This window comes from Methanosarcina acetivorans C2A, from assembly GCF_000007345.1.
In the GTDB taxonomy this organism is placed as follows: Archaea; Halobacteriota; Methanosarcinia; order Methanosarcinales; family Methanosarcinaceae; genus Methanosarcina; species Methanosarcina acetivorans.
On the sequence record NC_003552.1, the window covers coordinates 44,312 to 71,237 of the forward strand.

The 26,926-nt window shown below is 42.0% G+C and carries 26 protein-coding genes and 1 tRNA gene; 18 read left to right on the top strand and 9 right to left on the bottom strand.

What is annotated here, in order from left to right; genetic code table 11:
- Positions 1 to 460: 460 nt before the first annotated feature.
- Positions 461 to 1,432: a tRNA dihydrouridine synthase DusB gene (gene dusB / locus MA_RS00180; RefSeq protein WP_011020094.1), complete on the bottom strand. Its 972-nt coding sequence runs from the start codon at positions 1,430 to 1,432 to the stop codon at positions 461 to 463.
- Between the two features lie 385 nt (positions 1,433 to 1,817).
- Positions 1,818 to 2,375 carry a S26 family signal peptidase gene (locus MA_RS00185; protein ID WP_011020095.1) on the bottom strand — a complete coding sequence of 186 codons (558 nt, stop codon included), beginning with the start codon at positions 2,373 to 2,375 and terminating at the stop codon, positions 1,818 to 1,820.
- A gap of 664 nt (positions 2,376 to 3,039) precedes the next feature.
- On the opposite strand from MA_RS00185, the gene MA_RS00190 reads away from it, so the two are divergent.
- The 4 genes from MA_RS00190 (at position 3,040) to twy1 (ending at position 7,872) form a co-directional block, all read left to right on the top strand.
- On the top strand, positions 3,040 to 4,947 hold the full coding sequence (locus tag MA_RS00190; RefSeq protein ID WP_048066045.1) for a DNA-directed DNA polymerase II small subunit: 1,908 nt from the start codon (positions 3,040 to 3,042) through the stop codon (positions 4,945 to 4,947).
- Between the two features lie 370 nt (positions 4,948 to 5,317).
- Positions 5,318 to 5,749 (top strand): thioesterase family protein, encoded by a 432-nt coding sequence (locus MA_RS00195; RefSeq protein WP_011020097.1) that lies wholly within the window; start codon positions 5,318 to 5,320, stop codon positions 5,747 to 5,749.
- Positions 5,750 to 5,759: 10 nt separating this feature from the next.
- Entirely contained in the window at positions 5,760 to 6,611 is an 852-nt protein-coding gene (locus tag MA_RS00200; RefSeq protein WP_048066046.1) for a methanogenesis marker 8 protein, read from the top strand.
- A gap of 223 nt (positions 6,612 to 6,834) precedes the next feature.
- Positions 6,835 to 7,872, top strand: a complete 1,038-nt coding sequence (gene twy1 / locus MA_RS00205) for a 4-demethylwyosine synthase TYW1 (RefSeq protein WP_011020099.1) — start codon at positions 6,835 to 6,837, stop codon at positions 7,870 to 7,872.
- A gap of 364 nt (positions 7,873 to 8,236) precedes the next feature.
- Here the strand turns inward: twy1 and MA_RS00210 are convergent, their stop codons facing one another.
- The gene (locus MA_RS00210; protein WP_011020100.1) at positions 8,237 to 8,515 is read right to left on the bottom strand and encodes a hypothetical protein; all 279 of its coding nucleotides are present in this window, start codon (positions 8,513 to 8,515) and stop codon (positions 8,237 to 8,239) included.
- A 544-nt stretch (positions 8,516 to 9,059) separates the two neighbouring features.
- Here MA_RS00210 and prf1 point away from each other — a divergent pair.
- From prf1 to MA_RS00255, 8 genes are all read left to right on the top strand, one after another.
- Entirely contained in the window at positions 9,060 to 10,307 is a 1,248-nt protein-coding gene (gene prf1, locus MA_RS00215) for a peptide chain release factor aRF-1 (RefSeq protein WP_011020101.1), read from the top strand.
- 184 nt (positions 10,308 to 10,491) lie between these two features.
- Positions 10,492 to 12,201: an arginine--tRNA ligase gene (gene argS / locus MA_RS00220; protein ID WP_048064797.1), complete on the top strand. Its 1,710-nt coding sequence runs from the start codon at positions 10,492 to 10,494 to the stop codon at positions 12,199 to 12,201.
- Between the two features lie 445 nt (positions 12,202 to 12,646).
- On the top strand, positions 12,647 to 13,018 hold the full coding sequence (locus tag MA_RS00230) for a hypothetical protein (RefSeq protein WP_226990712.1): 372 nt from the start codon (positions 12,647 to 12,649) through the stop codon (positions 13,016 to 13,018).
- A 239-nt stretch (positions 13,019 to 13,257) separates the two neighbouring features.
- A complete protein-coding gene (locus tag MA_RS00235; RefSeq protein WP_011020105.1) occupies positions 13,258 to 13,953 on the top strand; it encodes a hypothetical protein in 696 nt (231 codons plus the stop codon).
- 48 nt (positions 13,954 to 14,001) lie between these two features.
- A complete protein-coding gene (locus tag MA_RS00240; RefSeq protein ID WP_011020106.1) occupies positions 14,002 to 14,712 on the top strand; it encodes a hypothetical protein in 711 nt (236 codons plus the stop codon).
- Positions 14,713 to 14,879: 167 nt separating this feature from the next.
- A complete protein-coding gene (locus tag MA_RS00245) occupies positions 14,880 to 15,104 on the top strand; it encodes a DUF7557 family protein (RefSeq protein WP_011020107.1) in 225 nt (74 codons plus the stop codon).
- Positions 15,105 to 15,172: 68 nt separating this feature from the next.
- Positions 15,173 to 15,424, top strand: a complete 252-nt coding sequence (locus MA_RS00250; RefSeq protein ID WP_011020108.1) for a type II toxin-antitoxin system RelE family toxin — start codon at positions 15,173 to 15,175, stop codon at positions 15,422 to 15,424.
- A 152-nt stretch (positions 15,425 to 15,576) separates the two neighbouring features.
- A complete protein-coding gene (locus MA_RS00255; protein WP_011020109.1) occupies positions 15,577 to 16,968 on the top strand; it encodes an ATP-binding protein in 1,392 nt (463 codons plus the stop codon).
- Positions 16,969 to 17,243: 275 nt separating this feature from the next.
- Here the strand turns inward: MA_RS00255 and MA_RS00260 are convergent, their stop codons facing one another.
- On the bottom strand, positions 17,244 to 19,016 hold the full coding sequence (locus MA_RS00260; RefSeq protein WP_011020110.1) for an asparagine synthetase B family protein: 1,773 nt from the start codon (positions 19,014 to 19,016) through the stop codon (positions 17,244 to 17,246).
- A 953-nt stretch (positions 19,017 to 19,969) separates the two neighbouring features.
- On the opposite strand from MA_RS00260, the gene MA_RS00270 reads away from it, so the two are divergent.
- Together MA_RS00270 and MA_RS00275 are read left to right on the top strand one after the other, a co-directional pair.
- Positions 19,970 to 21,013: a methionine synthase gene (locus MA_RS00270; protein ID WP_011020112.1), complete on the top strand. Its 1,044-nt coding sequence runs from the start codon at positions 19,970 to 19,972 to the stop codon at positions 21,011 to 21,013.
- A gap of 222 nt (positions 21,014 to 21,235) precedes the next feature.
- The gene (locus tag MA_RS00275; RefSeq protein ID WP_011020113.1) at positions 21,236 to 22,270 is read left to right on the top strand and encodes a methionine synthase; all 1,035 of its coding nucleotides are present in this window, start codon (positions 21,236 to 21,238) and stop codon (positions 22,268 to 22,270) included.
- Positions 22,271 to 22,900: 630 nt separating this feature from the next.
- Here the strand turns inward: MA_RS00275 and MA_RS00280 are convergent.
- Positions 22,901 to 23,071, bottom strand: a complete 171-nt coding sequence (locus tag MA_RS00280; RefSeq protein ID WP_011020114.1) for a ribbon-helix-helix domain-containing protein — start codon at positions 23,069 to 23,071, stop codon at positions 22,901 to 22,903.
- A 396-nt stretch (positions 23,072 to 23,467) separates the two neighbouring features.
- A tRNA-Lys gene (locus MA_RS00285) sits at positions 23,468 to 23,541 on the bottom strand.
- Positions 23,542 to 24,091: 550 nt separating this feature from the next.
- Between MA_RS00285 and MA_RS00290 the strand changes: the two genes are divergently transcribed.
- The 4 genes from MA_RS00290 (at position 24,092) to MA_RS00305 (ending at position 25,109) form a co-directional block, all read left to right on the top strand.
- Entirely contained in the window at positions 24,092 to 24,298 is a 207-nt protein-coding gene (locus MA_RS00290) for a TRAM domain-containing protein (protein WP_048064798.1), read from the top strand.
- Between the two features lie 66 nt (positions 24,299 to 24,364).
- A complete protein-coding gene (locus MA_RS00295) occupies positions 24,365 to 24,571 on the top strand; it encodes a TRAM domain-containing protein (RefSeq protein WP_011033302.1) in 207 nt (68 codons plus the stop codon).
- 67 nt (positions 24,572 to 24,638) lie between these two features.
- Positions 24,639 to 24,845 (top strand): TRAM domain-containing protein, encoded by a 207-nt coding sequence (locus tag MA_RS00300; RefSeq protein ID WP_011033303.1) that lies wholly within the window; start codon positions 24,639 to 24,641, stop codon positions 24,843 to 24,845.
- A gap of 57 nt (positions 24,846 to 24,902) precedes the next feature.
- Complete coding sequence (locus MA_RS00305; RefSeq protein ID WP_048064799.1) at positions 24,903 to 25,109, top strand: TRAM domain-containing protein; 207 nt, start codon at positions 24,903 to 24,905, stop codon at positions 25,107 to 25,109.
- A gap of 86 nt (positions 25,110 to 25,195) precedes the next feature.
- On the opposite strand, the gene MA_RS26360 is transcribed toward MA_RS00305, so the two are convergent.
- Genes MA_RS26360 through MA_RS00315 form a run of 3 tightly spaced genes read right to left on the bottom strand, consistent with a single transcriptional unit; the run spans position 25,196 to position 26,835 of the window.
- Positions 25,196 to 25,339 carry a hypothetical protein gene (locus MA_RS26360; RefSeq protein ID WP_157860056.1) on the bottom strand — a complete coding sequence of 48 codons (144 nt, stop codon included), beginning with the start codon at positions 25,337 to 25,339 and terminating at the stop codon, positions 25,196 to 25,198.
- Positions 25,340 to 25,342: 3 nt separating this feature from the next.
- Positions 25,343 to 26,092: a DUF1670 domain-containing protein gene (locus MA_RS00310; RefSeq protein ID WP_011020881.1), complete on the bottom strand. Its 750-nt coding sequence runs from the start codon at positions 26,090 to 26,092 to the stop codon at positions 25,343 to 25,345.
- Positions 26,080 to 26,835 (bottom strand): DUF1670 domain-containing protein, encoded by a 756-nt coding sequence (locus tag MA_RS00315; protein WP_011020286.1) that lies wholly within the window; start codon positions 26,833 to 26,835, stop codon positions 26,080 to 26,082. The genes MA_RS00310 and MA_RS00315 overlap by 13 nt, the downstream gene beginning before the upstream one ends.
- Positions 26,836 to 26,926: the final 91 nt, after the last annotated feature.

The window sequence follows — 26,926 nt, forward strand, 5'->3', positions numbered from 1 at the left end:
TTGGATGTCGGCACACTGCTGTTAATCGAGTTAACCTGATGTTAATCTCTTATTAATTCTTGCCAGATCAGGAATCCGTACCTCTACCCCGTACGGTTTTGTATCCGGCTTTTTCTTCAGACACCAATTAATATCCAAAGGCGGATTGGTAATGGTTCAAAACTTTGGACGGCAAAATTGTTAACCTCATAGTATTCATAATTGATGGATCATAATTATTTTGATTGTAATATATTTTCAATTATATATTCACGCCGTTTGGTGCCTGATAGTTCATGGATAATAGTGTAGATTATTATTAGTTTTTCGGTGAATGTCGAGAAACTCTTTACAAATATTTCTCCTTTTAAATTATTTTTTAAACGTTTTATTATTATGGTTTTCAGGTTAACCTGTCTCCTAACCATGTTCTCTCTTTATCCTATTGTAAACAAAGCTTAACTCTAAAAATTGAGTATTTTTAATATTTTTCCTGACAGGAACTTCTCATCAGTTCAGTTATGGCCTTCCCATCTTTCAGACTATTAATTTTTTCTCTGACGTGCCGCGAGCCATGCAGTCCTTTAGTAAACCAGTGTGCGTGCATCCTGAGGTTTATGGATGAAAGCAGGTTGTGTTTCTCAAGAAGGGAAATATATTTTTCAAAATCTTCAAGTTGTCTGGCCTGTCTCTCAACCTCAAGTTTCTCACCGGTTTCCAGGTAGTGCCTGATCCTTCTAAAAATAAAAGGGTTTCCCATTGCTGCGCGCCCTATCATAAGTCCGTCGCAGCCTGTCAGCTCCAGAGTTTTTTTTGCAGATTCCTCGTCCTTGATGTCCCCGTTTGCAATCACAGGGATCGAAAGCTCATTTTTGACTGCTTTTATCCCCATAAGGTTCGCATTGCCCGAGTACATCTGTGCGGCTGTCCTACCGTGCACGGTAAGGGCAGATGCTCCTGCCTTTTCTATCAGGCAGGCAATTTCAAGGGTTTTTTCCTCCTTTCCGAGGAGGCGGATCTTTGCGCTGACCGGAGTATTCAGGGCATCCGCAAGTTCTGAGATTATTTTACGGACAAGTTCCGGAGAATTGAGGAGAGCCGAGCCGCAACCAGCCCCTGTGATACATTTTGCAGGACAGCCCATGTTAATGTCTATGACCTCAGGTTCATACTCTTCTTCAACAAAAAGTGCAGCTTCCCTAAGTTTCTTAGGGCAGCTTCCCACAAGCTGAACCCCAAAAGGCCTGTCTTCAGGAGAATTCAGCCCTTTAATAAAAGATTTCCTGCTTTCATTGAGCAGGGCATCTGCATTGATCATCTCTGTGTAGGCCAGGTCAGCTCCATCCTGCCTGCAAAGCAGTCTGAAAGCCAGATTTGTTACATCTGCCATGGGTGCAAGAAGAAGATTTCCGGGAAGTTCGGTCCTGCCAATTTTTAGTTTTTTAAGTTTCATGTTTCTTATGTTTTCTAAGTCTCGTATCTCTTATGTTTTCTAAGTCTCGTATCTCTTATGATTTCCAACTTTTTCTATAGATGAAAAGAAGTTAAAAGCCAGATACTTGAACCAGGAGTGAAAGTCTGGTTCGTTTCCTCCATGAAGAACGCAAAACTTGATTGAGGTTTGATAGTTGGTTGGAGTTAATTACGGAGGTTAATTACGGAGTTTATACTTGAAATTAAATGTGCAGATAATGTGGTTATACAGTTTATGTGGTTATACAGTTAATGTGGCTATATAACCACGAGAAGATAATAGCCATTGGGTATATCTTTGAGGCGATCATCTGCCAGTTGACATATGGCTGGCATACAATTCAAAGGGTTTATGATCAAAGGACTCATGAAAAGAGTAGCCTGACATATCCAAGATAAGGAACTCTGTACCTTGCAACCCCTATTATCCATTCGTCCTTCACAGGTACATAGTAACTTATCTGTCCTTCCTGGTCATAGTGCTTGTTGGTAGTAGGGTTGTCTCCTTTAGTAATGTATCCTGAGTAAGGGGCAGCAGGACCGTTTTCCCACATAGGCTCGCCGGCTTCCACCCAGTACATTGCCCTATGTATTATAGGAGTTATACCTTCCTGCCCGTAGGGTCGATAGAGAATCACGTCTCCATAGTCCCCAAAGGTCATGTAACCTGACTCTTTCCCTTCTTCATTGGTAACAAGATCAACTCGATCGATGTTTTTAATGAAGATAATGTCTCCTACCTGCATATGTGGTTTCATACTTCCGGACTCCACTGCGACCATGGGTGTCCAGAGCCCGAACGCCAGTTTGGAAAGAACCATAAAGGCTATCAGGACAGCCGCAACTGACAGCAAATCCTTTCCAAGGGAAACCAGGAAGCTTTCTTCTTCCTGGGTACTGTTTTGTGTATTAGTGTTGCTCATAGTAAGCCTTTATTCTCTTTATTTTATTCTTCCGGTGCTGTATTACATTTCATTTGGTCTGTATTACCTGTGCCAGCACTTCGTAAGCTATGTAATTTATATTTTTGTATAGATCCCACTCTGACACTTTTAATTTTACCCTACTCTTTTGCTTTATTGTATAAGTCTTTTAGGTATACTTGCCTATACGATTTGCTTTTATCCTATATTAACTTACAATTTATCAGCAGGTTATGATATTTTTATAGTTAACTATTTAAAAAATAGACTGAAAGCTCCTCGAATTCGAATAATTGTTTAGAAATCTTTTTTAGGAATCTGTCTGGAAATTTGATATAAGACCGAAGAATATAAGCATTCAACCCGAATCCAGATACGTCCAATTCGAATCCTAAAAGCATCCCAATCCGAATCTAAAATATAATCCTATTGACAGGTTATTCTCACGGGAATAAAAATCAAAAATCCTTATCAAACTATACTGTTATTTTACTATACTGTTATTTTGCTTTTATCGAAGCAATTTTGTATGTGTTTAGTTTTTATATTTTAAGTGGATCTTTGCTTTAAATCCTTTGAACTCAGGCTGATTGATTCCAGGTTAAATAAGGTTTAATAGATGCTGGTAGCCATAAAATCAGGTCGAGAAAGTCAGGTCGGAATTATGAATGAAATCGATATTGTAAGGGCAGTTATAGAGGAAGGGTACCAGATAAGCCCGCAAGCCGTAGAACTAATCAAATTAAGTAACTCCCCTGAAAATCTTCTAAAATACATTCTTGCAACTATTGATGACTGTGTTTTCGTTATCGAACCCGAACATGTCGACCTGCAGGGCTTTGAGGCTTCTACAACTGTTTCAGGGAGGGTTGCAAACAATGTTTTCACTCCTGTCTCAGAACCCACTTCGGAACAAACCCTGAAATCTGCAAATCCTGACACAATGAAAGTTTTTGACTCTGCTCTGGATGTCTCTGAGGAACCAGGATTAATCCCAAGTGTCGAACCGGAGGTTGTTTCAGCAGTTGAAGTCTCAGACTCCAATCCAGAGATTGAACTTGAAATTCTTTCTTCTCAGGGTTCGAATTCTGATTTTGATTCTGATTCAATTCACGATACTGTTCATGGTGCTGCTCATAGCTCTTTTCCCAATCCTCTTAGTCCCTCTGTTTCTCCAAAAAATGTAGAAAGACCAGCTTCCTCTTTTTTCGGGAATACAAATCCTTCTTCTGCCTCTAAAAATGCTTTAAGGATTGATTCTCTTTTTTCAAATCAGAAAAATTCTTTTTCTTCGAGTTCCAGGGATGAAGGAGTCAGATATCTTCCGGGCCGCAACCCAGTTGCCGTGCTTTCCGACATTACCGGGCATTCGACCTGTGTTGGGGAGTATATTCAGTTTGTGCAGTATTTCAGGGACAGGTATAGCAGGCTCTCTGAGATCCTTCGGGGCAGGATGAATGCCCGGCCTATAGAGAGTCTGAAAAGGAGGAGTTTCCGCCGGGGGTCCGATGGAGGGACCGAGGAACTATCGATCATAGGGATGGTTTCCGATATCAACACCACCACCAATGGGCACAAGATCCTTTCTCTCGAAGACCCGACAGGCTCTTTTTCCGTGCTTATCCGAAATAGTGACAAGGAGCTCTTTGAGCTGGCTTCGCGGCTCCTTCTGGACGAGGTTATCGGGGTAACTGGCTCGGTTACGAATGACGGAAACCTTATGCTTGCCACAAAACTCCTCCAGCCTGATGTCCCTAACAGTGTTCAGCGCAGGACAGGAAGCCACGGAAAAGTCGTCCTGATCTCGGATGTGCATGTGGGCAGTTCCCAGTTCCTGGAAGATTCTTGGCTGGACTTCCTTGACTTTTTGAAAGGAGAATCCGACTCCGAAGAAATGCAGGAGATTGCAGCCCAGGTCCGCTATCTCGTTGTTGCAGGCGACCTGGTGGACGGCATAGGGATTTACCCTGACCAGGAAATGGAACTGGATATCCTGGACGTCTATGAACAGTACAGGAAAGCTGCAGAGTACTTCAGAGAAGTTCCTGAACACATCCATGTGATCATAAGTCCCGGAAACCACGACGCTGTGCGTCAGGCAGAACCGCAACCCGCCCTGCCAGAAAGGATCTGCGCGGATTTCCCTGAGAATGTCACCTTCGTAGGCAACCCTGCTCTTGTGGATCTTGATGGTGTCCAGATCCTTATCTACCACGGCAGGTCGATTGACGATCTGGTGGCGAGCGTTCCCGGCGTCTCGTATCAGGAACCTGCAGGGGCAGTCCTTGAAATGCTTAAGCGCAGGCATCTTGCTCCGACTTACGGAAGCAGGGTTTCCATATCCCCTGAGAAAAAAGACTACTTCATAATCGACCCTGTTCCGGATATCATTCATACGGGGCACGTCCATACCCTGGGAGTCCAGCGATACAAAAATGTCCTGCTGGTCAACTCCGGAACCTGGCAGGCTCAGACCGAGTTCCAGAAGCGTGTAAACCTGATGCCTATGCCAGCTCGAGTTCCCGTTGTGGATCTTGCAGATTTTGACGTGAAAATCCTGGCATTTGATTAAAAGCCTATCCAAAAAGTGTTGTGCCCAATTGGATTTATAAAGGGAACGTATACAAGTAGAAAGAATTCGTAGAACTATTTTATAACTTGTCAATTGACTGTTCTGATAGACTCTTAAACATTTTTAATCAAAGATCGAATAGTGAAGCATTTTCCTTATTTTGAGACCAGAACAACTTTATAGAGATAAGTAAAAGCTTAAATTGCAGGACTGACACGCTTGAATTAAATACAAAAGTAGTCACACGTTGTCGTTTAAATTTGTATTTTGGACAGTTGATCTTTAGTTCTACTTTTTCATCAGTTCAACTGCGCAAGTCCTGGAGTTAAAAAAAATTATTTTTGTAGATCGTTCTAAAAGGAGGTCATATATGGATAGTTCTACTTTGAAGCCTGGTCTAGCCTACGAATTCAGGTTCAAAATTCCAGAGAATAAGACTGTACCCTACCTTTACCCAGAATCACCTGAATTTCAGGTTATGCCAAAAGTTTTTGCCACTGGGTTCATGGTTGGATTATTTGAATGGGCTTGTATTCAAGCAATAAATCCCTATCTGGACTTCCCCGCTGAGCAGACTGTAGGTACCGATGTTAGATTAAGCCATTCGGCAGCTACACCACCTGGTCTGACAGTTACTGTTAAGATAAAGTTGGAAAAAATAGAGGGAAGAAAGCTCACTTTTTCAATTATAGCTGACGATGGCGTCGACAAGATTTCTGAGGGCACACATGAGAGATTTATAATCGACGCTGCCAAATTTAACTCAAAGGCAGAAGCCAAAGCTAAAAATGCCAACAATTGAAGGTGTAAGCATGTCTCATATAATGGAAATAATGGGAAAAACAAGGGTGGTAGTAAAGAATGGTAAAGTAATTGAAGTCGGAGAGTCTGAACTCGAATGGTGTCCTCTCATTGACAAGCTAAGCGGAGTCCAGAAAATTACCTCTGAAGAAGTCAAAAAGAATGTAGAATCCAAAATAAGAGACTACGGAATGTTCACAACCAAACGCCAACTACTTGGGCATGATACTTTTGTAGCTTTTGGAGCCTCCGAAATAATGATGTCTGGTTTACGCAGCGGTTTTCTTGATGCAACTGTAACTGCCTGCGACGGAGCAGGAACTGTTATATCCGGCAATCCAGAGCTTGTCCAGGGTATTGGCGGCAGGATGTCAGGTTTGGTAGAAACTGAACCCATCGAAAATGTTATCGATAGAATTCAAAAACTTGGTGGAATTGTGCTTGATACTAAAACTGCATCCATAGACCCTGTAGGTGGAGTAAAAAAAGCTGCAGAACTTAGTTACAAAAAGGTTGCAGTAACCACTGCTGATTCAACAACTGCAAAAAAACTGAGAAAACTCGAAGCTGAATTTGGGCTTGATCTTATAGTAATTGCTGTACATGTTACAGGTGTCAGCAATGAAGAAGCTCAAGGTCTTTTGGAAAATTCGGATCTAGTCACCGGTTGCGCTTCTAAATATATAAGAGAGCTTGCAAAACCCATAATTCAAGTAGCAGCCGCAATCCCATTATTTGTCCTCACACAAAAAGGAAAAGAACTTATTATTGAGAGAATAAAAGATATCAAAAGCCCTCTTTTGATAACAACTACGGAGTTGCCAGTAGTGCCCAGGCATAAACAACCTCGAGAATTGAAATAAAAGGGTATGTGTAGTCTTCGGAGGCTTAGAGTATTTTTCAGTTGTCTTCGAGCTTACTAATTATTCAGTTTCGCATATTACACGCCATGCGAATATTTATTTTTCGGAAAGGTTCTAATTTGAGTCTATTAATTCAAGTCTAAAAATCTAAATACTCTATCTACAATTCTCTAAAATTATTTTCCGATCCTTATATATACCACAAAGATTTAATATCCGGAAAATGCCGCTTGAAGAAAGAAAGGAAGAAAAAGAAAATTCCGGGGAAAACTTTCCGGAAATCCCGGAAGAAAATCGGGGCGAAGAACAGAGTTCTCTTCCCTTTGATATCCCTGATTTTGCGACCCTTCTTAAAAAGCAGGGCTATGCTCTCGCAGGCCGCCACTCGGCGGTAAAAACCTGTCTCTGGCTCAGAAAAGCCATGAACGACGAAGGCTTTTGCTACAAATCGAAGTTTTATGGCGTCCAGTCCCACCGTTGCCTCCAGATGACTCCTACTCTCATATGCAACCAGCGCTGCCTTTTCTGCTGGCGCCCGACTGAGGTTCCGGTCCCTGCACCCGGAGAATGGGATTCCCCTGAAAAAATAGTTGAGGAAAGCATCGCCTGCCAGCGCAAATTGATAACAGGTTTCGGGGGTTCTCCGAATGCACTCAGGGAGCGCTGGCTTGAAGGTAATGAACCCAATAACGTTGCAATCTCCCTGTCCGGAGAGCCGACCTTTTACCCTTACCTTCCTGAACTTATCGAGGAATATGAAAAGAGAGGTTTTACCACCTTTCTGGTTACAAACGGAACCGTCCCTTCAATGCTTGCAAAGGTCAACCCTTCCCAGTTATACATGAGCCTTGACGCCCCGGACCTCAAAACCTACCTCAGAGTCTGCCAGCCAAAATCGCCTGCTCTCTGGGATAGAATCAACGAGTCTCTTGACATCATGAAAGATAAATGCTCAAGAACAGTCATCCGGACCACACTGGTCAAAGGTGAAAATATATTCAATCCGAAAGGCTACGCCGAACTGATTAAAAGAGCCTCCCCGGATTTTGTGGAAATAAAGGCTTACATGCACCTTGGCTTTTCACGCCTCCGTCTGGACCGTTCTGCCATGCCGACCCATGAAGAGGTGCTGGAGTTTTCAAAAGAGCTTGCAAAGCACCTGGGGTATGAGATTGCAGATGAATCCGAAATCAGCCGGGTTGTCCTGCTCTCAAAGGACGGAAAAAAGTCTCCTGTGAAAAAGATTTCCTGTCAGGACTAAACCTTTCTTAGATAACAGTTTTTACCAGCTTTTTTACCTTCCTTTTTACCTTCCCCTTCTACACAGTATTTTAACTGCCTTTTGTACTCAATATTTTTTACCTTCCTTTTTTTATCAACTCTTTTTATCCGACTTTTTTATTTTCGATTTTCACTTATCCGGTCAGTTCTCCCTTTTTTCTCTATTTTCTCTATCTCTCCTCTATCTGAAAGTGATTCTAAAGTAAGAGATTAGTGTACAGGAATATTTTTATAGTTAAACGAATATATAAAATAAGTCGGGGAATAGAAACAAATATAAACCTAAGTTCCAATTAGAGTATCATCCCACAGGGATTAATCCAGTATTAAATTAAATCAAGCCGTTAATTATCACATACAGTCTGAGTAATATTATGTCTCATATCTAGTGCGATCAAAAGAATGCGAAACCTGGCGGGTTTATGCAGCATAAGAGCAAGTTTTAGCGATTTGCTAGATGCCGGCTTCTGAAGGGTGTATTTCTCACTCTCAGGTTCTTCGTGTTCCAGGCGGTTTTTATACCCGGATTTCGGGTGAGACAGGAACTCACTGTGTGATTTATCCTTATCAAATCCTCCGGTTATCCGTTGTATGCCAACCGATACGCTAAACGAGTCCGACATGCCAAACGAATATCACACTGAACAACTAAATTTATTATGATGCCGGACTTTATAACTTTTCAGTTGAAATCATCGGTTTCAATAGAAATCATCGGTTTCAATAGAAATCTCTAACTGAACCAGATATATCCTGGTTAAACTGGACAATCTCAATACAAATCAATCTCAATACAAATCAATCTCAATACAAATCAATCTCAATACAAATCAATCTCAATACAAATCAATCTCAATACAAATCAATCTCAATACAAATCAATCTCAATACAAATCAATCTCAATACAAATCAATCTCAATACAAATCAATCTCAATACAAATCAATCTCAATACAAATCAATCTCAATACAAATCAATCTCAATACAAATCAATCTCAATACAAATCAATCTCAATACAAATCAATCTCAATACAAATCAATCTCAATACAAATCAATCTCAATACAAATCAATCTCAATACAAATCAATCTCAATACAAATCAATTTACTACAGACTCACGATAATCACGAATCTTACTTCTTTATTCATTGGGGAATTTTTAAAATGACTGAACAATCCGCACACGAGAAATACGAATTTAAAAAGAAGCTTGAAAGCCTCAGGGATAAGAAAGGAAGGAGCACGGAGCTTATTTCCCTTTATATTCCTGCTGACAAGCAGATTTTCGATGTCACAAACCAGTTAAAAGACGAGCACGGGCAGGCTGCAAACATAAAGTCCAAACTTACGAGGACGAATGTGCAGGGAGCAATTGAATCTCTGCTCTCAAGGCTCAGATACCTGGACAAAGTACCTGAGAACGGGATAGTATACTTTACAGGAGCTGTGGACATCGGAGCCAACAAGACAAGCATGGAAAGCGAGGTAATCATTCCTCCCGAACCCATTACTGTCTACAAGTACCACTGCGACTCATCTTTTTACCTTGAGCCTCTTGAGGATATGCTCAAGGATAAGAGCACCTTCGGACTTCTTGTTCTTGACCGCAGAGAAGCGACCATAGGGCTTCTGGTCGGAAAACGAATCCAGGCCTTCCGCAACCTGACCTCAACGGTTCCCGGAAAGCAGAGGAAAGGTGGTCAGAGTGCTCACCGTTTCCAGCAGCTCAGGCTCATTGCAATTCATGATTTCTACAAGAGGATAGGAGATGCTGCAAGTGAGATCTTCATGGCTGTTGACCATAAAGACCTTAAAGGGGTCCTGATAGGAGGTCCCTCTCCGACAAAGGAAGAGTTCTACGGCGGGGAGTTCCTGCACCATGAGCTCCAGAAGAAAATCCTCGGGCTCTTTGATACGGCATATACCGACGAATCCGGGCTTTCCGAGCTTGTTAATGCCGCGGGGGAGAAGCTCCAGGACCTTGAGCTCATGGGGCAGAAGAATGCCGTCAGAGACTTTTTCAAGGAACTGATTGCCGATTCGGGGAAGGTAGCTTACGGAGAAACCCAGGTCAGGGCGAATCTCGAGATCAATGCAGTGGACGTGCTCCTGCTCTCCGAAGACCTGAGAGCAGAGAGGGTAACCACGAAATGCAGTGTCTGCGGATACGAGAATAAATGGACACGGCGCTGGAAACCCGGAGAACCTGCTCCTACAGCCGGAAATTGCCCAAAATGCGGTTCTTCCCTTGAGGTTACGGATGTTATAGACGTCGTGGACGAATTCTCAGAGCTTGCTGACAAGAGTAATGCAAAGGTTGTCTTCGTATCCACTGACTTTGACGAAGGTTCCCAGCTAATGAATGCTTTCGGAGGCATTGCTGCAATCCTGCGGTACAGCACCGGAGTCTGAGTACCGAAGGCTGATCTCTCCAGAAGGGGCAAAGTCCCCTATCCACTAATTTTTTATCCAATACTCTTTTAATTAAACTGTCCTAAGATCAGTGGATCAAAAGTTAATAGAATAAAGGCTATCTAAGGCTATCGTATCAAGGACTTTCATAATTTTTCACGGTGATTTATACAGGTGATTTATCTTGTTCCTGGAACTCAAAGCTCAGGCTACATCAATCTTAAAAGAAGCTATCCTAAAGGTCGGGTTTGAGGTTGAGGATTCCGAACTTCAGTTCGAAACCTCTTCCCATGCTGACCTTGCAAGCAGGGTCGCCTTCAGGCTTGCAAGCATTCACAAGCAAAATCCAAAAGAGCTTGCATCCCGTATCGTTTCTGCAATTGAAATTCCTGAAGGCTCGTACATAGGAGAAGTGAGTGCCGCGGGCCCTTACATTAACTTCCTTGCAGGCAGGCACTATATGGACGAAACCGTAACGGCTGTCCGGGAAGAAAAGGAAAAATTCGGCTGTGGAGCTCCGAAGGACAGAATCCTCCTTGAGCACACCTCGGCAAACCCTAACGGCCCCCTGCACGTAGGGCATATCCGCAATTCGATTATAGGAGACACTCTTGCCCGCATCCTCAGGCGCGCAGGATATGATGTTGAGGTCCAGTACTATGTTAACGACATGGGACGTCAGATTGCGGTGGTTTCCTGGGCATGCGAACGCTTTGAGCTTGACCTTTCCAGGAAGTCTGATGCTGCAATTGCTGACGTATATATCAAAGCTAATGTCGAACTGGACAAAAACCCTGATTATGTAAAGAAAATCGATGCCCTCATGGAAAAGGTCGAAGTCGGAGACCTCCAGACTATAGAACGTTTTGATAAGGCAGTTTCCTTGGCTATTGCCGGGATCAAAGAAACCCTCCTCCGCTTAAATGTCGTGCATGATAAATTCGTGAATGAGTCTCGCTTCCTCAAGTCCGGGGAAGTCCACGACATTGTCGAGCGCATCAAAGCTACCGGCAGGACTGAAACGGATAAAGGAGCCCTTGTGGTAGACCTTTCGGACTATGGGTTTGAAAAGACCCTTGTTATTCAGCGCTCAAACGGCACCTCCCTCTACACGACCCGCGACCTTGCCTACCATGAATGGAAAGCCGGGCAGGCAGACCGTATAATCGATGTTTTCGGAGCCGACCACAAGCTTATTTCCGGCCAGCTCAGGGCTACATTGAATGCAATAGGAATCAAAGAACCCGAGGTCGTAATTTTTGAGTTTGTCTCTCTCCCTGAAGGCTCAATGAGCACTCGCCGCGGCCAGTTCATAAGTGCAGATGACCTTTTTGACAGGGTAACGGAAGCCGCCTTCGAGCAGGTAGAATCCCGCCGCCCCGAAACCTCAACTGAGTTTAAGAAACAGGTTGCGGAAATGGTCGGAATAGGTGCAGTCCGCTATGACATTGTAAGGGTCTCCCCCGAAAAATCCACGGTCTTCAACTGGAAAGAAGCGCTTGACTTTGAAAAACAGGGCGCTCCCTACATCCAGTACTCTCATGCCCGTGCCTGCAGCATCCTTGAGAAAGCAAAAGATGAAGCAGCCTGGGACCCTGCAGAGGAGATTACCCCCTCACTCCTTGTCGAGGACAGCGAAATCGATCTCATCAAGAAGATGGCAATGTTTGACAGCATAATCGACCTTGGAGCCCGTGAACTCAAGCCCCATGTCCTTGCCATCTACGCCCGCGAACTTGCCGACTCCTTCAACCAGTTCTACCGCTTTGTCCCGGTTATCGCAGCCGAGGACGAGAAGGTCAGAGCCTCAAGGCTTGCCCTTGTGGACTGCGCAAGGATCGTCCTTGCAAATTCCCTTGACACCCTGGGAATAGGTGCCCCCGAATCAATGTGAAGAAAAGGGAAAAAGAGGAAGCAACAAGGAGAAAAAAACGGAAAAAAGGAAAATAGTAATAAATTATTCCTTTTCCTTTTCCTTTTCTTTTTATCCTCCTTGTTTTACGATTTTCGTTCTTTATCTCCTGTTCTTCATTTCCTGTTCTTCATTTCCTGTTCTTCATTTCCTGTTCTTCATTTCCTGTTCTTCGTTCGCTATTTGAAACGCTGTAACTAAAACACTGTAACTAGTGTCGAGTCAATCATCAAGTATTGAATGAATGACTGTAATCCGTTTCATACGGCATTACTTGATTGACAGGACACTAGAAACAACGATAGTAGTTTTGCACAAAAAATATTCTAGAAAAATATATGACCCTTTATAACAAACTCATATTACTCTACAAAGTAACGTTGCAGCGATAAGTATGATCACTATAAATGAAGCTTTTAGGACATTTTTGAGTGAACAGGAAACCTGTTTAAAGCCTGATGCCTTCATGGACTGTGAAGATGTGATCCTTCTTTACGAGGAATTTCTCGAACTCAATGCAGAGGATTACCTGTCCGATGAAGACAGGGCTCTTTGTACCGCCCGGCCTGAAGACAAAAGTTACTTTGATGTTTTTGGCCCCGAACAGCTTAGCTCTGATGGAATTAAAGATTTCCTGGAGGATTACGTGGTTGAGGTCGGAGGAGGTAAAAAGTTAATCGGGACAGCTGCAAAAGTTTTCCAGAACTTTTTTGAATGGGCTCTAGAAAAAGGGTACATTGAGGAAAAAGCTTTTGAGACAAATAACGAAATCCTCGCAAAGTACAGGAAGAGGCATTGAGTATAGGAAAAATGGGATTTCTTGCTTTAGCATAAATTGAAGAGGCACAGGTTAAGACCAATGAAGGATTGAAAAGGTTGAAATAAATTTCCTGAAAGCGGGAAAATCTGTCTTCAGCTATCGTTTTTCTTTTTATTCTTTTTTATCCTCTTCTTCATCTTTGATTCTTTTTAGGAAAACGTTGTTCTCAAGCGGACGGAAATCTAAAAAACCAGTACGACGAATTCCATTCAGATTCTATGAAAACCATCAGGGAAATTTTAGAGGAATTCCTGGCCGAGCAGCAGGCCCGACTTAGACCCAAAACCTATTCGGGCTATGAAGAAGCAATATATTTTTTCAGGACGTACTTGAATAACTACGGGCATCAACATCTAAATCGGACTGAGTCTAAAAGATATGAGAAACTTGAAGCTTCTGAAGATAAACTGTTCTGGGATATCTTCGGCCCCGAACATCTGGGCCTTTCGGAAATCTCTGATTTCCTTGCCGATTTTATGCCCAGGAAAGTGGCAGGCAGCAGGACTCTCATGGAAACTACCGGCAGGGTCATGCTCAAGCTGGTGAAGTGGCTGCATGAAAAAGGTTACATGCCGGACAAAGAATATGAAGAAGCAGAAGAAAATGTAAAAGAGCTTAAAGCTGACCTTCCACTTGTTGGAGAAGTGACCGATTTACTCTCTGATTATATCCAGAGACACCCGGTTGAAACCCGGTATACCAGTGACATTGATGCATATTTCGAAATCGCAAAAATAGAGCCCGGAAAACTATGGCTCGAAGACTATTTGGAATCCAAGAAAAAAATAGGACCGGTTCTTGTTTCCGAGGAAATCAGCTCGAAATGCAAGGTTGGGTGGACTGTTTCCCTCTGGGTCGTGAAAACAGGAAAGGTCTGGAGTATTTTGGAAAGTGGGAATGTGTTGCCCCGCTGAATGGCAGAATCCAGCTCTGTGTTTAGGCAGTAATGTGAGGGAGATACCGTGGGCAAGAAAGAAAAGAATTTACATAGAGTATTTAGGGAATTCTTAGCAGAGCAAAAACAAAACCTGAAACCTCAGTCCTATTCGAGCTACGAAACTGCAATGAGATATTTTGAGTTTTACCTAGATTGCTATGGTTCCGAGTACCTGATAGAGGAAGACCTGTTGCGGTATGAGAAACTTTTGGAAAATGGCAGGCAATACTGTGAAATCTTCGGTCCCGGACATATCGGGTTCAGGGAAATAGAGGACTTCCTCAGCGGATACATTATCCTGAACGCGCCAATAAGCAAAAACTTCCTGAAGGTTACGGCGAGGGTCATGCACAAGCTGGTGCAGTGGCTGCATGAGAAGGGGTGCATGGCTGATGAAGTATATGAGAAAACGAATAAACGTGTAAGCAAGCTCAAAGCCGACCTTCCGGCAACAATGGAAGTTAGTAAACTGATATCAGAGTATGCAGGAAAGTCTCCGCACGGGAAATATGCGGAAGAGCTGAACAGCCGCTTCACCATCAAAAAAATAGAGCCCGGAAAATTATGGTTTGAGGATTTTCTGGGTTCAGGGAAGCTTATAGGGCCTGTCCTCGTCTCCAAGGACATAAGTTCCAGGTGCAGGGTCGGCTGGACAGTCGTACTCTGGATAGGAAAGAAAGGGGATGAGTGGAGGATTCTTGATAGTAGGGCTGTGTACCCGCTTTCCGAGTATTGATCTGTTTCCAGGTCATGTGTTTAATCTGCAGATTTTATTTTCTTGGTTATTTGTTTTTTTCTTTTTTCAATTTTCCAATCTAATTTTTATCTTATTTTTCCTTTGCTATAGCTAATTATAACTAGTTATAACAAGTTATAAGTAAAGGCCAATTCATAGAACTGAACATGGCTGAAACGACGACCATCCAGATTAAACAGAGCACGAAAGAAGCCCTAGAGCGCATGAAAATATACAAGCGGGAAACCTACAATGACGTTCTGGAAAGGTTGATAGAAGATGTTCAGGAACTGAACGAAGAGACAGAAAAAGAAATTGAGCTTGCCCGAAAAGCTGTTGAAAAGGACAGGTACATCACACATGAAAAGTTGAAGGAAGAACTGGGATTCTGAGGACTGAATTCTGAGAGAGAACTTTTTGGATTGAATTTTTAGAACTGGATTTCAGGAAAGGGGTTCTGATGCGTTTTCAAATAGTCTGGTCCAAACCTGCGGCAGAGCAACTCCGAAAATTGGACCGCCCACTTGCGAAAAGAATTTTCCGTAAGGTTTCGGAACTGCAGGAGGATCCTTTCCGTTATGTGACAAAACTGGTTGGGTCTCCGAATTACCGGCTGAGAATTGGGGACTACGGGGTGATTCTGGAGATTCAGGGCAGCCTTCTGGTGATACTCGTACTTAAGGTAGGGCATCGAAGGGACATTTACAAATGAATTCCCGGATTTTGCTTCATGATTTTATGTTTCGGATTGTTCCAGTTAATTCTGCTCTTCTTTTTAAATTATATACTTTCAAGTATTATACTTAAGAATATACTACTTTAAATTAGTATACTCTTAAGTATCTTAATGTTCTTAATACTATCATGTTTCTCAACCGGAAAGTTGAGCTTTCCCTCCTCGAAAACCTCCATGCTGAAGGCAAGCCCAAACTGATCCTCCTCTACGGGAAGCGCCGTGTTGGGAAAACCGAGCTTCTGAACGAATTTGCTCGCAGGCACAGGGCTCTCTATCTTGTGGCCCGGCAGGAGGCATACGAGGGGCAGCTTAAGAAGATGAGTTCCGAGATTGCGGAATTCTTTGATGACGATGTCCTGAGGCACAGCCCTTTTCAGAATTACGATGCCCTTTTCATTTATCTTGCACAAAAGGAAACGCCTGTCCTGTTTGATGAGTTTCCTTATCTTGTTGAGGCAAACAGGGATCTGCCTTCAATCCTTCAGGAGTACTGGGACCGCTATTTCAGTAAAAAGAAGACTTTTCTGGTGCTTTGCGGCTCTTCCATTGCCATGATGGAATCTCTGCTCGGGTATAAATCTCCGCTTTACGGCAGGAGAACGGAACAGATCCTGCTTGAGCCCTTGAAGTTCAGGGAGGCCTGTGAGTTTTTTCCGCAGCTGGAGCAGGAAGATAAAGTTCTTGCTTATGCGGTACTGGGGGGGACACCTGCGTACCTTCTCGAATTCGATTATGGAAAACCCCTTCTGGAAAACATAAGGGACCGAATCCTGCAGAAGAACACTTTCCTCTATCAGGACACAATGTTTGTGCTCCAGCAGGAGCTCACCGAACCCAGGGTATATTACTCGATAATAAATTCCATTGCAAAAGGGAATACCAGACTGGGAGAGATAATGAACGACACAGGGCTTGAGAAGAGCAAGATTACGAAGTACCTGAGTGTCTTAAAAGACCTCCATATAATCGAAAGAAGGGTTCCTGTCACGGAAAAAAGCCCTGAAAGTTCAAAGAAGGGCATTTACCTTCTCAAAGACAATTACTTCAAGTTCTGGTTCCGCTTTGTCTTTGAAAATGCCGAATATATCGAGCAGGGCAGGCAGGAGAAACTTATAGGGGATAAAATAAGCCCGGTCCTGAACAACTTTGCAGGCTTTGCTTACGAAGAAATAGTCCTCGAATACCTGAAATCCAGTCCCGGATTTCCGGATTATATTTTCGGGCGCTGGTGGGATAAAGAGGAAGAAATCGATGTTGTCGGGCTGGACAGCAGCCAGAACAGGATCATCTTCGGTGAGGTTAAGTGGAAAGCTCTCACGGAAAAGGAGGCAAGGCAGACTCTGAACCAGCTTGTGGAAAAATCGGTGGAGGTAAAATGGGGGGAGAACTTGAAATCGGGCGAAATCCAGGAAGGTCCGGAAAAAAAGTACATGCTGGTTGGGAAAAAGGTAGGAGGAAAAAAACGTTTGCTTGGAGATGGCTATCTGGTACTGGAACTGGACGACCTGGTTGAAAATTAAATCTGCTTCAAAGTTAAGTCCGTTTCAAAGGAAATTATCCTGGTAACAGCAGTTCGTTGAGATTTTACTTTACTGGCAGAGAGTTGGGATCGAAGAGAAAAAAGATAAACAAGGAGGAGAAAAAGGTAAATACAGCTTAAAAAATATCTATTGCCCTTTTTCTCCTCTATTATTCTTTTTCCCGTATTTTACAGTTAATTTCGCTCAATTTCTATTTTAAATCTTTTTTTAGTCATAATTTTGCCCTCTTCAGTGTTAGCTATAATGTCAGCTAATTAAAGAGGCCTTTTTGTCGGGTAGCCGGCTGGCTTCAGAACCTTCTTGCTTCTGGCCGAATAAGCTTCTCCCTTTATGCCTGTCAGGTATTCCAGGGAACTCATTCCGTTCACTGATATAGGGTACTTTTCTTCATTTCTGTGTTCCAGAATCATTTTTAGTAGCGGGTATTCCTTAACGTTTTCATTGTCATATCTTGAAACTTTAATTAGAAGCCTCGACAGAAGAGGGTTTTCGAAGTATCTTCCCCATGTCGGGTTATTCACTTTTTCATCGTAGTAGCTGTGAATGAATGTCCTGTAATGCAGGAGTTTTTCATACCTTGAGCGCTTTTCCAGGGCCTTGAGGTTCAGTATATCGGTAGTACAATCGATTTCTTTGAGTATTTCCAGATCTCCTGAAAACAGGTAGTCTCTGGCATATTTCTTATAGAGATCCTGGTTTATTCTGTGTTTTATCGGGACTTTTAAGAAGAAATTAACAAATTCGGTGTCCCAGAATGGAATTCTCCATTCATATCTGAAAAACTCATAGACTCGCACTGAATTGATAATGAACTTTGCCTGTCTTTCATTGAAATCAAAGAATTCTATTGCGTTTGCAAATGTTTCGTTATCTTTGATTTCCGGCCCTGCTGTTGATTTGCTTATCCTCTGTTTGAAGATGTTTTCAAATCCCTGCCCATTAGGCCATTTCCAGAGGTTATAATGTTTTTTCAAGGAGGCTTCCAGATAAGCTTCCGAACTGAAATCTCCTGAATTGTTGAGGCAATACGGAGGAATATGGCTGCCTGCAAGCATATCTCCACTGTGTCCGGGAATAAATACTGAATTTTCCGGAATCTTCCCCTGGTTTTTCAGTTCCTTAACTGCCAGAAAGTCCTGCATGTGCGGAAGAGATGAAAGGTTTCCGGCCAGTATCCGGAATAAATCGGCTTCTTTTGAATTGTAACACCCATGCCATTTTTTCGCTGTGTATTCTACAAAAAGCCACTCATATCCGAGAGTTTCTGCTACGTGTCTGCTGATCTCTGATTCCCGGCTGCCCTTCCTCCCATAGCTCATGCATATAACATCATTAACTCCGAGCCTTTTTAGCATTCCGACAATGATGCGCGAATCAAGCCCTCCACTTAACGGGACTATAAGCCTCTTTCCCTGCTTGCTGGTGCTTTCTATAAGCCTTGAGAAGGTATTTACAAGGGTCAGGTCCAGAAGTTCAAACAATCCGGCTTCAGGTAGTTCGTAATAGTCTCCATGTAAAAATTGGAAGTAATGACAGGATTTCAGACGCTTCTCATTTTTCTGATAAAGTAAAAATTCTCCGGTTCTTATCTGCTTTACGTCGTCAAAAAGTGTCTCATTACCTGTTACGTATCCTGCAACCATGAACTCTGCGGCATTTTCTTCATTCAGGGGCTGATCAATTTTATCTTTTAAATAATGGGCACTGTCCGATACAATAAAACCGGTTTTTGTTTTTATGTAAAACAGAGGAATGCTTCTTGTTTTATCAACAGCGCAAAATATGGTATTTTTAGTCTCGGCAACAAATGCAAACTCCCCATTTAATTTCTCGAGAAAAGCTCCAATTTCTTTTTCCCGGTCCTGCTCCTCTTTGCAGATTAAAGCGGATACCAGCTCAGCAAATTTTTCCAGACTCTGAAGTTTATTCTCGAAAAATACGTTTCCTTTCAGGTAACATCTGGCTCCCCTAAGTTTTACTTCTTTCCAGGGGTAATACTCATTCAGTAACTTTATTTCATTTTTCATAGTCCAGACCCCCGAAATTTGAAAGCTCAGAGTTCGTAATGGTTTTTCCTGGTACAGGTCTTGCAGTATTTCTTATTAATTTGGACATCATGTCTCCAGCTTTAAATTTCAATGTCTCTAAATTAATTATAAAGCCGGGGTTTTATTGCATCCAGGCATAATTTGGTGGTTTTCTCGTATATACTTCGGTGGTTTTCTTGTATTTACTGAGATTTTTCTTATATACTTAAGTGATTTTTCTCGTATGTACTTTGATAGTTTTCTGTACCTGGATATATCCGGTCGAAGACACACTTTTGGTTGAATTCTGAGGATTATTTCAACAATAACAGGAAAGGGATGAAAGTGAAAAGGCTAAAAGTATGGGATTTTAGTCTGGAGCTAACTTTTGGTCGAGTTCTTGCTTTTGGCAAAATTCTTGTTTTTAGTCTAATTCTTGCTTTTGGCAAAATTCTTGACTTTGTTTCCGGGCAAGTATCCGGAAAATTTAATTTCTGGAACCTCCAGTTTCTGGAACCTCTTCTTTTTGGGAAAGCTCTTCTTTCTGGATCGGTTTTCAGAAAGAACCTCATGAAATTTACTTATTTTTTTGGAATGTAATGCCTTTCCAAAGGAAGAACAAATACCTTATTTCAAATCAGTTAAGGCCTTGTCCAGCTATTTTCCCCCAATCTAGCCGTAATTTATTTCCCTTTAATTGCCTTTTTTTCCCCACAGGAGATTTTTTAGGGAATTTTTCCCCAAAAACTCCTATCGTTATATAGTCATCAATACCTTAAAATTCTTTTTATATTCTATCAGTTAAATAATTTACTCTATATTATTTTTAGAACCCTGAGCCTCACTTCCGCATTTATTCTTCAATTAAAAACGTTTCAATACCCCTGCTTTTTAATTTATTATCCAGAGTAATTCCAATACTTATAATACCCGATCTGCCTTACATTACGCATATGCAGGACATCACTTTTATCGACGGAGGCAGCCTACCCACACCTGAAGGTCTTACCAGGGAATGGGTAAAAGCGGCAGCCGAAAACCGGGATGAGGATGAAAAATTCTTTTCTCTGGTAAGGGAGACTTTCCAGAAAAAAATTAATGTTGGGGTACACGTTCCTACTTATCCGCAGTTCAGGGACATGATAGGGCAGTTTCTGGACATAATCAAGGATGAAAAGAACTGTTACGAGCCTTATGTGGTAAAAGAGGAGTACGCAAAAATCCTTGAACTTGAGATAATTGACGAGGTTGCAAAGCAGCACAGGGAAGAGACAGGAGAGACTCTGGAAGTGAGAGTGTGCGTTGCCGGCCCCACGGATCTGTACCTTCAGGCTTTCGGAGCAACTCCTTTTGCAGATGCATACCATATCATGGCTCTGGATATCGAGAATTTCATAAGGCAGGCATTTAAAGCCGCGAAAAATTTCAAAATTAGGGTTATTGCCCTGGACGAGCCCAGTCTCGGAATGAACGACCGAATCCAGTTTTCGGACTCCGATATCGTCTCTGCCCTTACTATGGCCTCTACCCACGCGCGGAAACAGGGTGCAGATGTGGAGATCCATCTGCACTCTCCATTGAAGTACAAACTTGTCTGCGAGACCCCTATCAATGTTCTTGGGTTTGAGTATGCTGCAACTCCTTCTTACATAGACCTCCTGGACAAAAAAATTCTGGAGGACTCGAATACTTACATAAGGCTCGGAGTCTCGAGGACCGATATTTCCAGCCTCATAGGTATGGTTAACGAGACCTATGAAGTCAATGCCTGGAAGGAAAGGAAGTATATGCAAAAGATTGTTACTGATCTTGAAACTCCCGACCTCGTAAAAAAGAGACTTGAGACTGCTTTTTCTATCCTTGGGGACCGCATAAAATATGCAAGTCCTGACTGCGGGCTGGCATTCTGGCCGGACCAGGAACTTGCTTTCAGGCTGCTTGAGAATACGGCAAAAGGCATCAATGCATTTAATGCCGAAATGAAAAACAAGGAATAAACCCTGAAAAATAGTGATCCATAAAAATCTCAGAAAAGAGAGTCCGGAATAACTCAGAAAAGAATAACCCAGAAAAATGCGGGAAAAGAATAATCCAGAAAAATAACTCTGGAATAGGAGCAGGGAAATTTTTGATATCTTTCCTCTGCTTTCTCTTCTGTCTTTTTATAATTTTACTGTCTTTCCAATAATGATAAATTCTTGCAGGTATACTAAGAGGGCATGCAAGAAATCATCTTTGACGATATCGGAAGTTATCCTCTCCCTGAAGGAGTCAGTAAGGAATGGGTCCAAAACGCATTTAAAACGAGAGCTGAAGATGAGAAGCTCTTTACTGTGATCAACGATGCCTTCCAGCAGAAAATCGATGCAGGTGTAGAGGTTCCTACTTATCCTCAGTACCAGGACATGAATGAACAGTTCCTGAAGGTTATCCGGGACTCGGAATGCACTGAAAGTCCTTTTGAGGTAAAACTGGAATGTGCAAGAATCGAAGAGCTTGAGGCTATAGAAACGGTTGCAAAAGCCTATAAAGAAAAATTCGGGGAAACCCTGAAGGTCCGGATCTGTGTAACCGGTCCGACCGAACTTTACCTGAAGGAATTTGGGGGTACACGGTATACGGACATATATACTATTTTTGCAAAAAACGTCAACAAATTCGTCCGGAACTCAATGAAATCTTCAAAGCATTTCAAGATTGCAACGGTTTCGATTGACGAGCCAAGCATAGGGCTGAACCCTGAACTTGCCTTTGACGAGAACGAAATCATCTCTGCACTTACCGAAGCCTCGAAGGCAGCGAGTAAGAGGGGGGCTGATGTGGAGATTCATCTTCATTCTGCTCTCTATTATAATTTTGCCTGCCAGACCCCTACGATTAATGTGATAGGGATTGAGTCTGCGGGCACGCCTTCCTATCTGGAGCTGATCGACAAAAAAGTGCTTGAAGACACGGACTCTTTCCTGAGGCTCGGAGTCGCAAGAACCGATATCTACTCCCTGGCAGGGGTTCTGAATGAGAAATACTGTACCAACGTCTGGAAGGATCAGCAGTATCTGCCAGAACTCGTTACGCAACTGGAAACCCCGGCTGTTATTACAAAAAGGCTGAGACTGGCTTACAGACGTTTTGGCAGCCTGATAAAGTACGTAGGTCCTGACTGCGGTCTGGGCTCCTGGCCCAACCAGAAGATAGCTTTTATCCTGCTTTCGAACGTTGCTCAGGGAATCAAGGATTTCAGGGAAAGTTGTTAACTCTGAAATCATTTCTTTTTGAGAATTAGCCAGAATTTATGTTGTATCCTGAAATGATTTCGCAGATCCGATACCATTTGAAAGTTCAATATACGATACAATAGCAAGCGGCTCAAAAGGTTAAACGTTGAGTAAATTCAAATTCTGTTTATGGTACTGTGAGATGATCATGTAAAATGAAACAAATTCGAAGTTGAAGTAAAATAGCGGGTCATCTGTCTACGATATATATCTGTAATAAAAGAAATTAAAAAAGTGAACTAATTTTGGGATAAAACAGAGAATTAGCCAGAAAGATTACCCTGATTAGCCGGAAATTTTGACCAGAGATTTTGCCCGGAAATTTCAACCCGGAATTTTGGAAAATCCTCTGAACTATATCCAGGTTAGCCCTCATTTTTTGTTCCAGTGGAAACACTGCTTGACCGTAGAAATCTACTAAAATTAGTCTACTGATGTCAATACACAGTAGAAATAAAGGGGTGGACTTTTCCGGCAGTTTTCCGGTCGGATGTGGGTTCTGGTTAAGTTTATGCTTGATTTATATTTTTACATATTTTTCTGTCTTTGAGTTTTATGGGTCTATTCATATGAGTTTCCATAGAGTTCGTTCATAAATGTATCAGTGGTTCACTCATTCAGCCTTCCGTGCCTTCTGTCTATGTCATCCATCATATCCAGCATTTTCCGAATAGAAGTCCGGATAGCATCAGATTGGCTGACGAACTTTTTGTTATCTCCTACATGCCTGTTGAGGTCATCCAGAAGCTCCTGAGGAATTTCAACACTTACTTTTGGCATCAGGGTTGCACTCCAATGTTTTTCTTTTTTGATTTCGAATTTTGTCTTTTCTGATTGATAACTTCTTCCTTCAACTCATATTTCTCTCTTCCAGATCCGATGGATTCTTTTGGTTCCAGAAAGGACTATTCAAGTTACATTGATCGTTATCTGCAAATCATCTAAGGTGGAATTAAATCGGATGGAGGGATACCTGAATCTTTTTAGGTGAGGTTAGAGAATCGGATAAGGGAAAGTATCAGATAAGCGGAAACATTGGATCAGGACTTGAAAATGGTTTTCGAAAATGAATTATGGAATAGTTCTCGAAAAAGGTTTTTGAAAAGGATTTTGGAAATGATTTATACTAAAAAAATATGTAAAAGAGATAGCTGTAAAAGAGATTAATGAGATCAGCGGGCCCGAAGGGATTTGAACCCCCGGCCTATGGATTAAGAGTCCATCGCTCTGCCTGACTAAGCTACGGGCCCACGCATTGTTGTTCTCATTCAATGAGCGACTCTCACAATGTATTTTCAAATATTTATAGGTTGCGCCTAAGTGGGTACTCTATATAGTTTTTCAGGAAATGAACTCCGAATTTTTTCTGTGTTCTCTTTAAGATCCAGAAAAATTTTACATTTATGTGAAACAGTTACTTTTTATGGTAAGACTAATTTTTATTCTGAATAGTTTTATTTTTTATATTAATTAATAATAACTGTCATTACTTATTGTGTTTTTGAAGCAAGAATGCTAAATTCCGGAAACCGAGTTTAAGATAATCTCCGAACTTCTTTATTTTTCTTTATGGCAGGGCATTAAAGCAAAACGTTATATACAAGCGGATATGAGTATGACCAATTAATTGACTTATCCGAAGCTCTATTGGGGATTAGTTTACCGTAATAGATTAAGTAGAATGTGTACTTCCGAAATTTGGTTTTTCCAGTTTGGTTTATTAAGTACTGTTTTTACTCTTTTCTGTTCTATCGATGGAGCTTTCATAAGCTGGTTAATAAAGTCAAAGGAATGAACCTGATGTTTAGAGATGAACGTACTTCTGTGCCCGTTGAAGAGGGCAAAACTTACGACGTAACTATTCAGGATATTGCTCGCCAGGGAGACGGCATTGCCCGTATCGAAGGCTTTGTGGTTTTTGTCCCGAATACAAGTGTTGGCGACGAAGTCCAGATTAAAGTCGAAAGAGTACTTCCGAAATTTGCATTTGCAAGCATTGTCGAATAAGTGTGGGTTGAAAAATAAGTCAATTATGTTAATTTTTAACTAAAGTAAAATTAAGGAATGATTTTAATGTTCAGAGAAGAAAGTCGCCCAGTCCCTGTCGAAGAAGGTGAAGTTTATGATGTCACAATTCAGGACATCGCCCGTCAGGGAGACGGCATAGCTCGTATTGAGGGTTTTGTAGTCTTTGTCCCTAACACCAGTGTTGGTGACGAAGTCCAGATTAAGGTCGAAAGAGTCCTTCCCAAGTTTGCATTTGCAAGTGTTGTCGAGTAAGTGTGGGTAAGAGAATCAATTTAATAGTACTAAAAATTAATTCAAGTAAATTTAAGGAATGGTTTTCATGTTCAGAGAAGAAAGTCGCTCAGTCCCTGTTGAAGAGGGCGAAGTCTACGATGTTACAATTCAGGATATTGCTCGCCAGGGAGACGGCATTGCCCGTATCGAAGGCTTTGTAATCTTTGTCCCGGGTACCAAAGTCGGCGATGAAGTCCGCATCAAGGTCGAAAGGGTACTTCCGAAATTTGCATTTGCAAGCGTTGTCGAGTAAGGTAGCCGGAAAACACTCGGTTACGCGAAATTCTACTAAATTAAAGGAATGATTTTAATGTTCAGAGAAGAAAGCAGCTCTGTTCCTGTTGAAGAAGGCGAAGTCTACGATGTTACAATTCAGGACATCGCCCGTCAGGGAGACGGCATTGCCCGCATAGAGGGCTTCGTAATCTTTGTCCCGGGCACCAAAGTCGGCGATGAGGTAAGGATCAAAATCGAAAGGGTACTTCCTAAATACGGTTTTGCCAGCCTTGTTGAATAAACAGGACAATTTATCAGAACAACAGGACTGAAAAATAATAAAAAATCATTTTTCAGTCTTTTTTCTGTTAATTTCAGATATTCTAACTAATTTCCGGCTTCCAGAACGTGCCGGAACCTCTTTTTCTGAAGTACGGATTTCTTTGTTTGGTTTCCTTTTTTAGTTTCCTTTTTTCTAAACCCCCATTTGACCGATAGGCACTCACACTTGCCGTAGTTTGTTTCGCCCATCACTCATTCCTCCTCATTTAAAATTCTTATGTATTCTTCTACTAGGGATTTTCCCATTCCCAGAATTTGTGCAATTTCCTCACTTTTCATCGTTTTGCTAAGCTTTTCTACCTTCTTGTATGCTTTAATGTACCTATCACACGCTTCCTGCGTGTGATTTGTCATTCTTGCAATATCCGGTGTTTGATATCCTTTTATGTACAAGTTTAGTATAATCCTCTTGTGAGTGACTGCTCTACCAATATCATGTATGATTCCTCTTGTTGGCAATATCTCGCCTGTTCTTTGCATATACTCCTTTGCCTGTTTGCTTACCGTACCCGTGGAAACATTTAGCAGATATGCCATATCAGAATGTGTTAGCAGTGCTTCCTGTTCATATGCCTCTTTAAATATCCTAACCACTTTTGTTTCCATTATTTCTCTATCTGAATACCCTTCCTTCTTCATCTCCAGGTCATCTTTGGAAATCAAGGTCAAAACAATTGGTGTTAATGGTGTTTTCTTACTGTTTTTACCATAATTCGGCTTCTCTGAAGCCTTTGCTCCATACCACAAAATCTGTCCAACTTCCAGTTTCCATGGCTCTCTATAAGATTTCCTCACCACTTCCACGAGATCATTGGCAAACATTTCCTGAATTTTGTCACCTGCAATAAACTGGTAATCATTTTGTATCAGATCCAGAACTGAACCTTTCAGGGAGCTTGTTACCTTTGTTTCAATCATTGAAGGTACTTTCATCTTCTCCATCTCCCCGAACTGTTTTTTGGACCTGTTTCCGTGTTCATTCTGCTGATCTCTTTTTTTCCAAAAATGCTATGAAGCTGGTCTAAACGTTCCTGATATTCCTCGGTAGAATAAGTCTCAATCAGCTCTTTGTATTCCTGAATTGTTTTTTCAGAAAGCCCTGTTATGATCCTGAGTTCTTCATCTTCGAATCCCTCTTCAGTCAGCACCAGTATTCTTGCAAAATCCTTTACATAACGCATTATGGCTTCGCCACTATGTTGGGTCTTTCTCTCGATCTCAGTATATTCGTACCCTTTAAGATATAGCTCCAGAATCCGTTTTTTGTGGCTTACTCCGGGACCTATATCCTTCCATTTTCCTCTGGTTGGAACCAGTTCTCCATTCTCTTCCAGCGCTTCTATATGTCGTGAAATTGTCTTTGTACTCTCTCCCAGAAGAATTGCGATGTCAGCCTGGGTGAGCAAAGCGCCCTGAGTGTGTGCTTCATTACTTATGCGCATGATCCGTTTATCCAGCAGCTCTCGCTGGTTCTTAACTTTGCAGTCTTCAGGGTCGTAGATAGTGATAATGACAGAAACCAGATTCATCTCATTAACTGGTACGCCAGGAGGAACGTCTTTGGAAACTCCATGGAAGATAATCTGGCCTTCTTTGCGCTGACTGCTGAAATATAGGTCAATGTAAGACATGAAGAGCTCAGACAGAGATCTGCAAACAGCACGAGGAAAGGAATAATCCTGCATCAGTTCATTGTAAAGTTGAGTCTGTAATTGGCGATTAAAAGTTGAGAGATATTCTTTTGGGATTTTCAAGACCACTAGTGCCACCAACAAT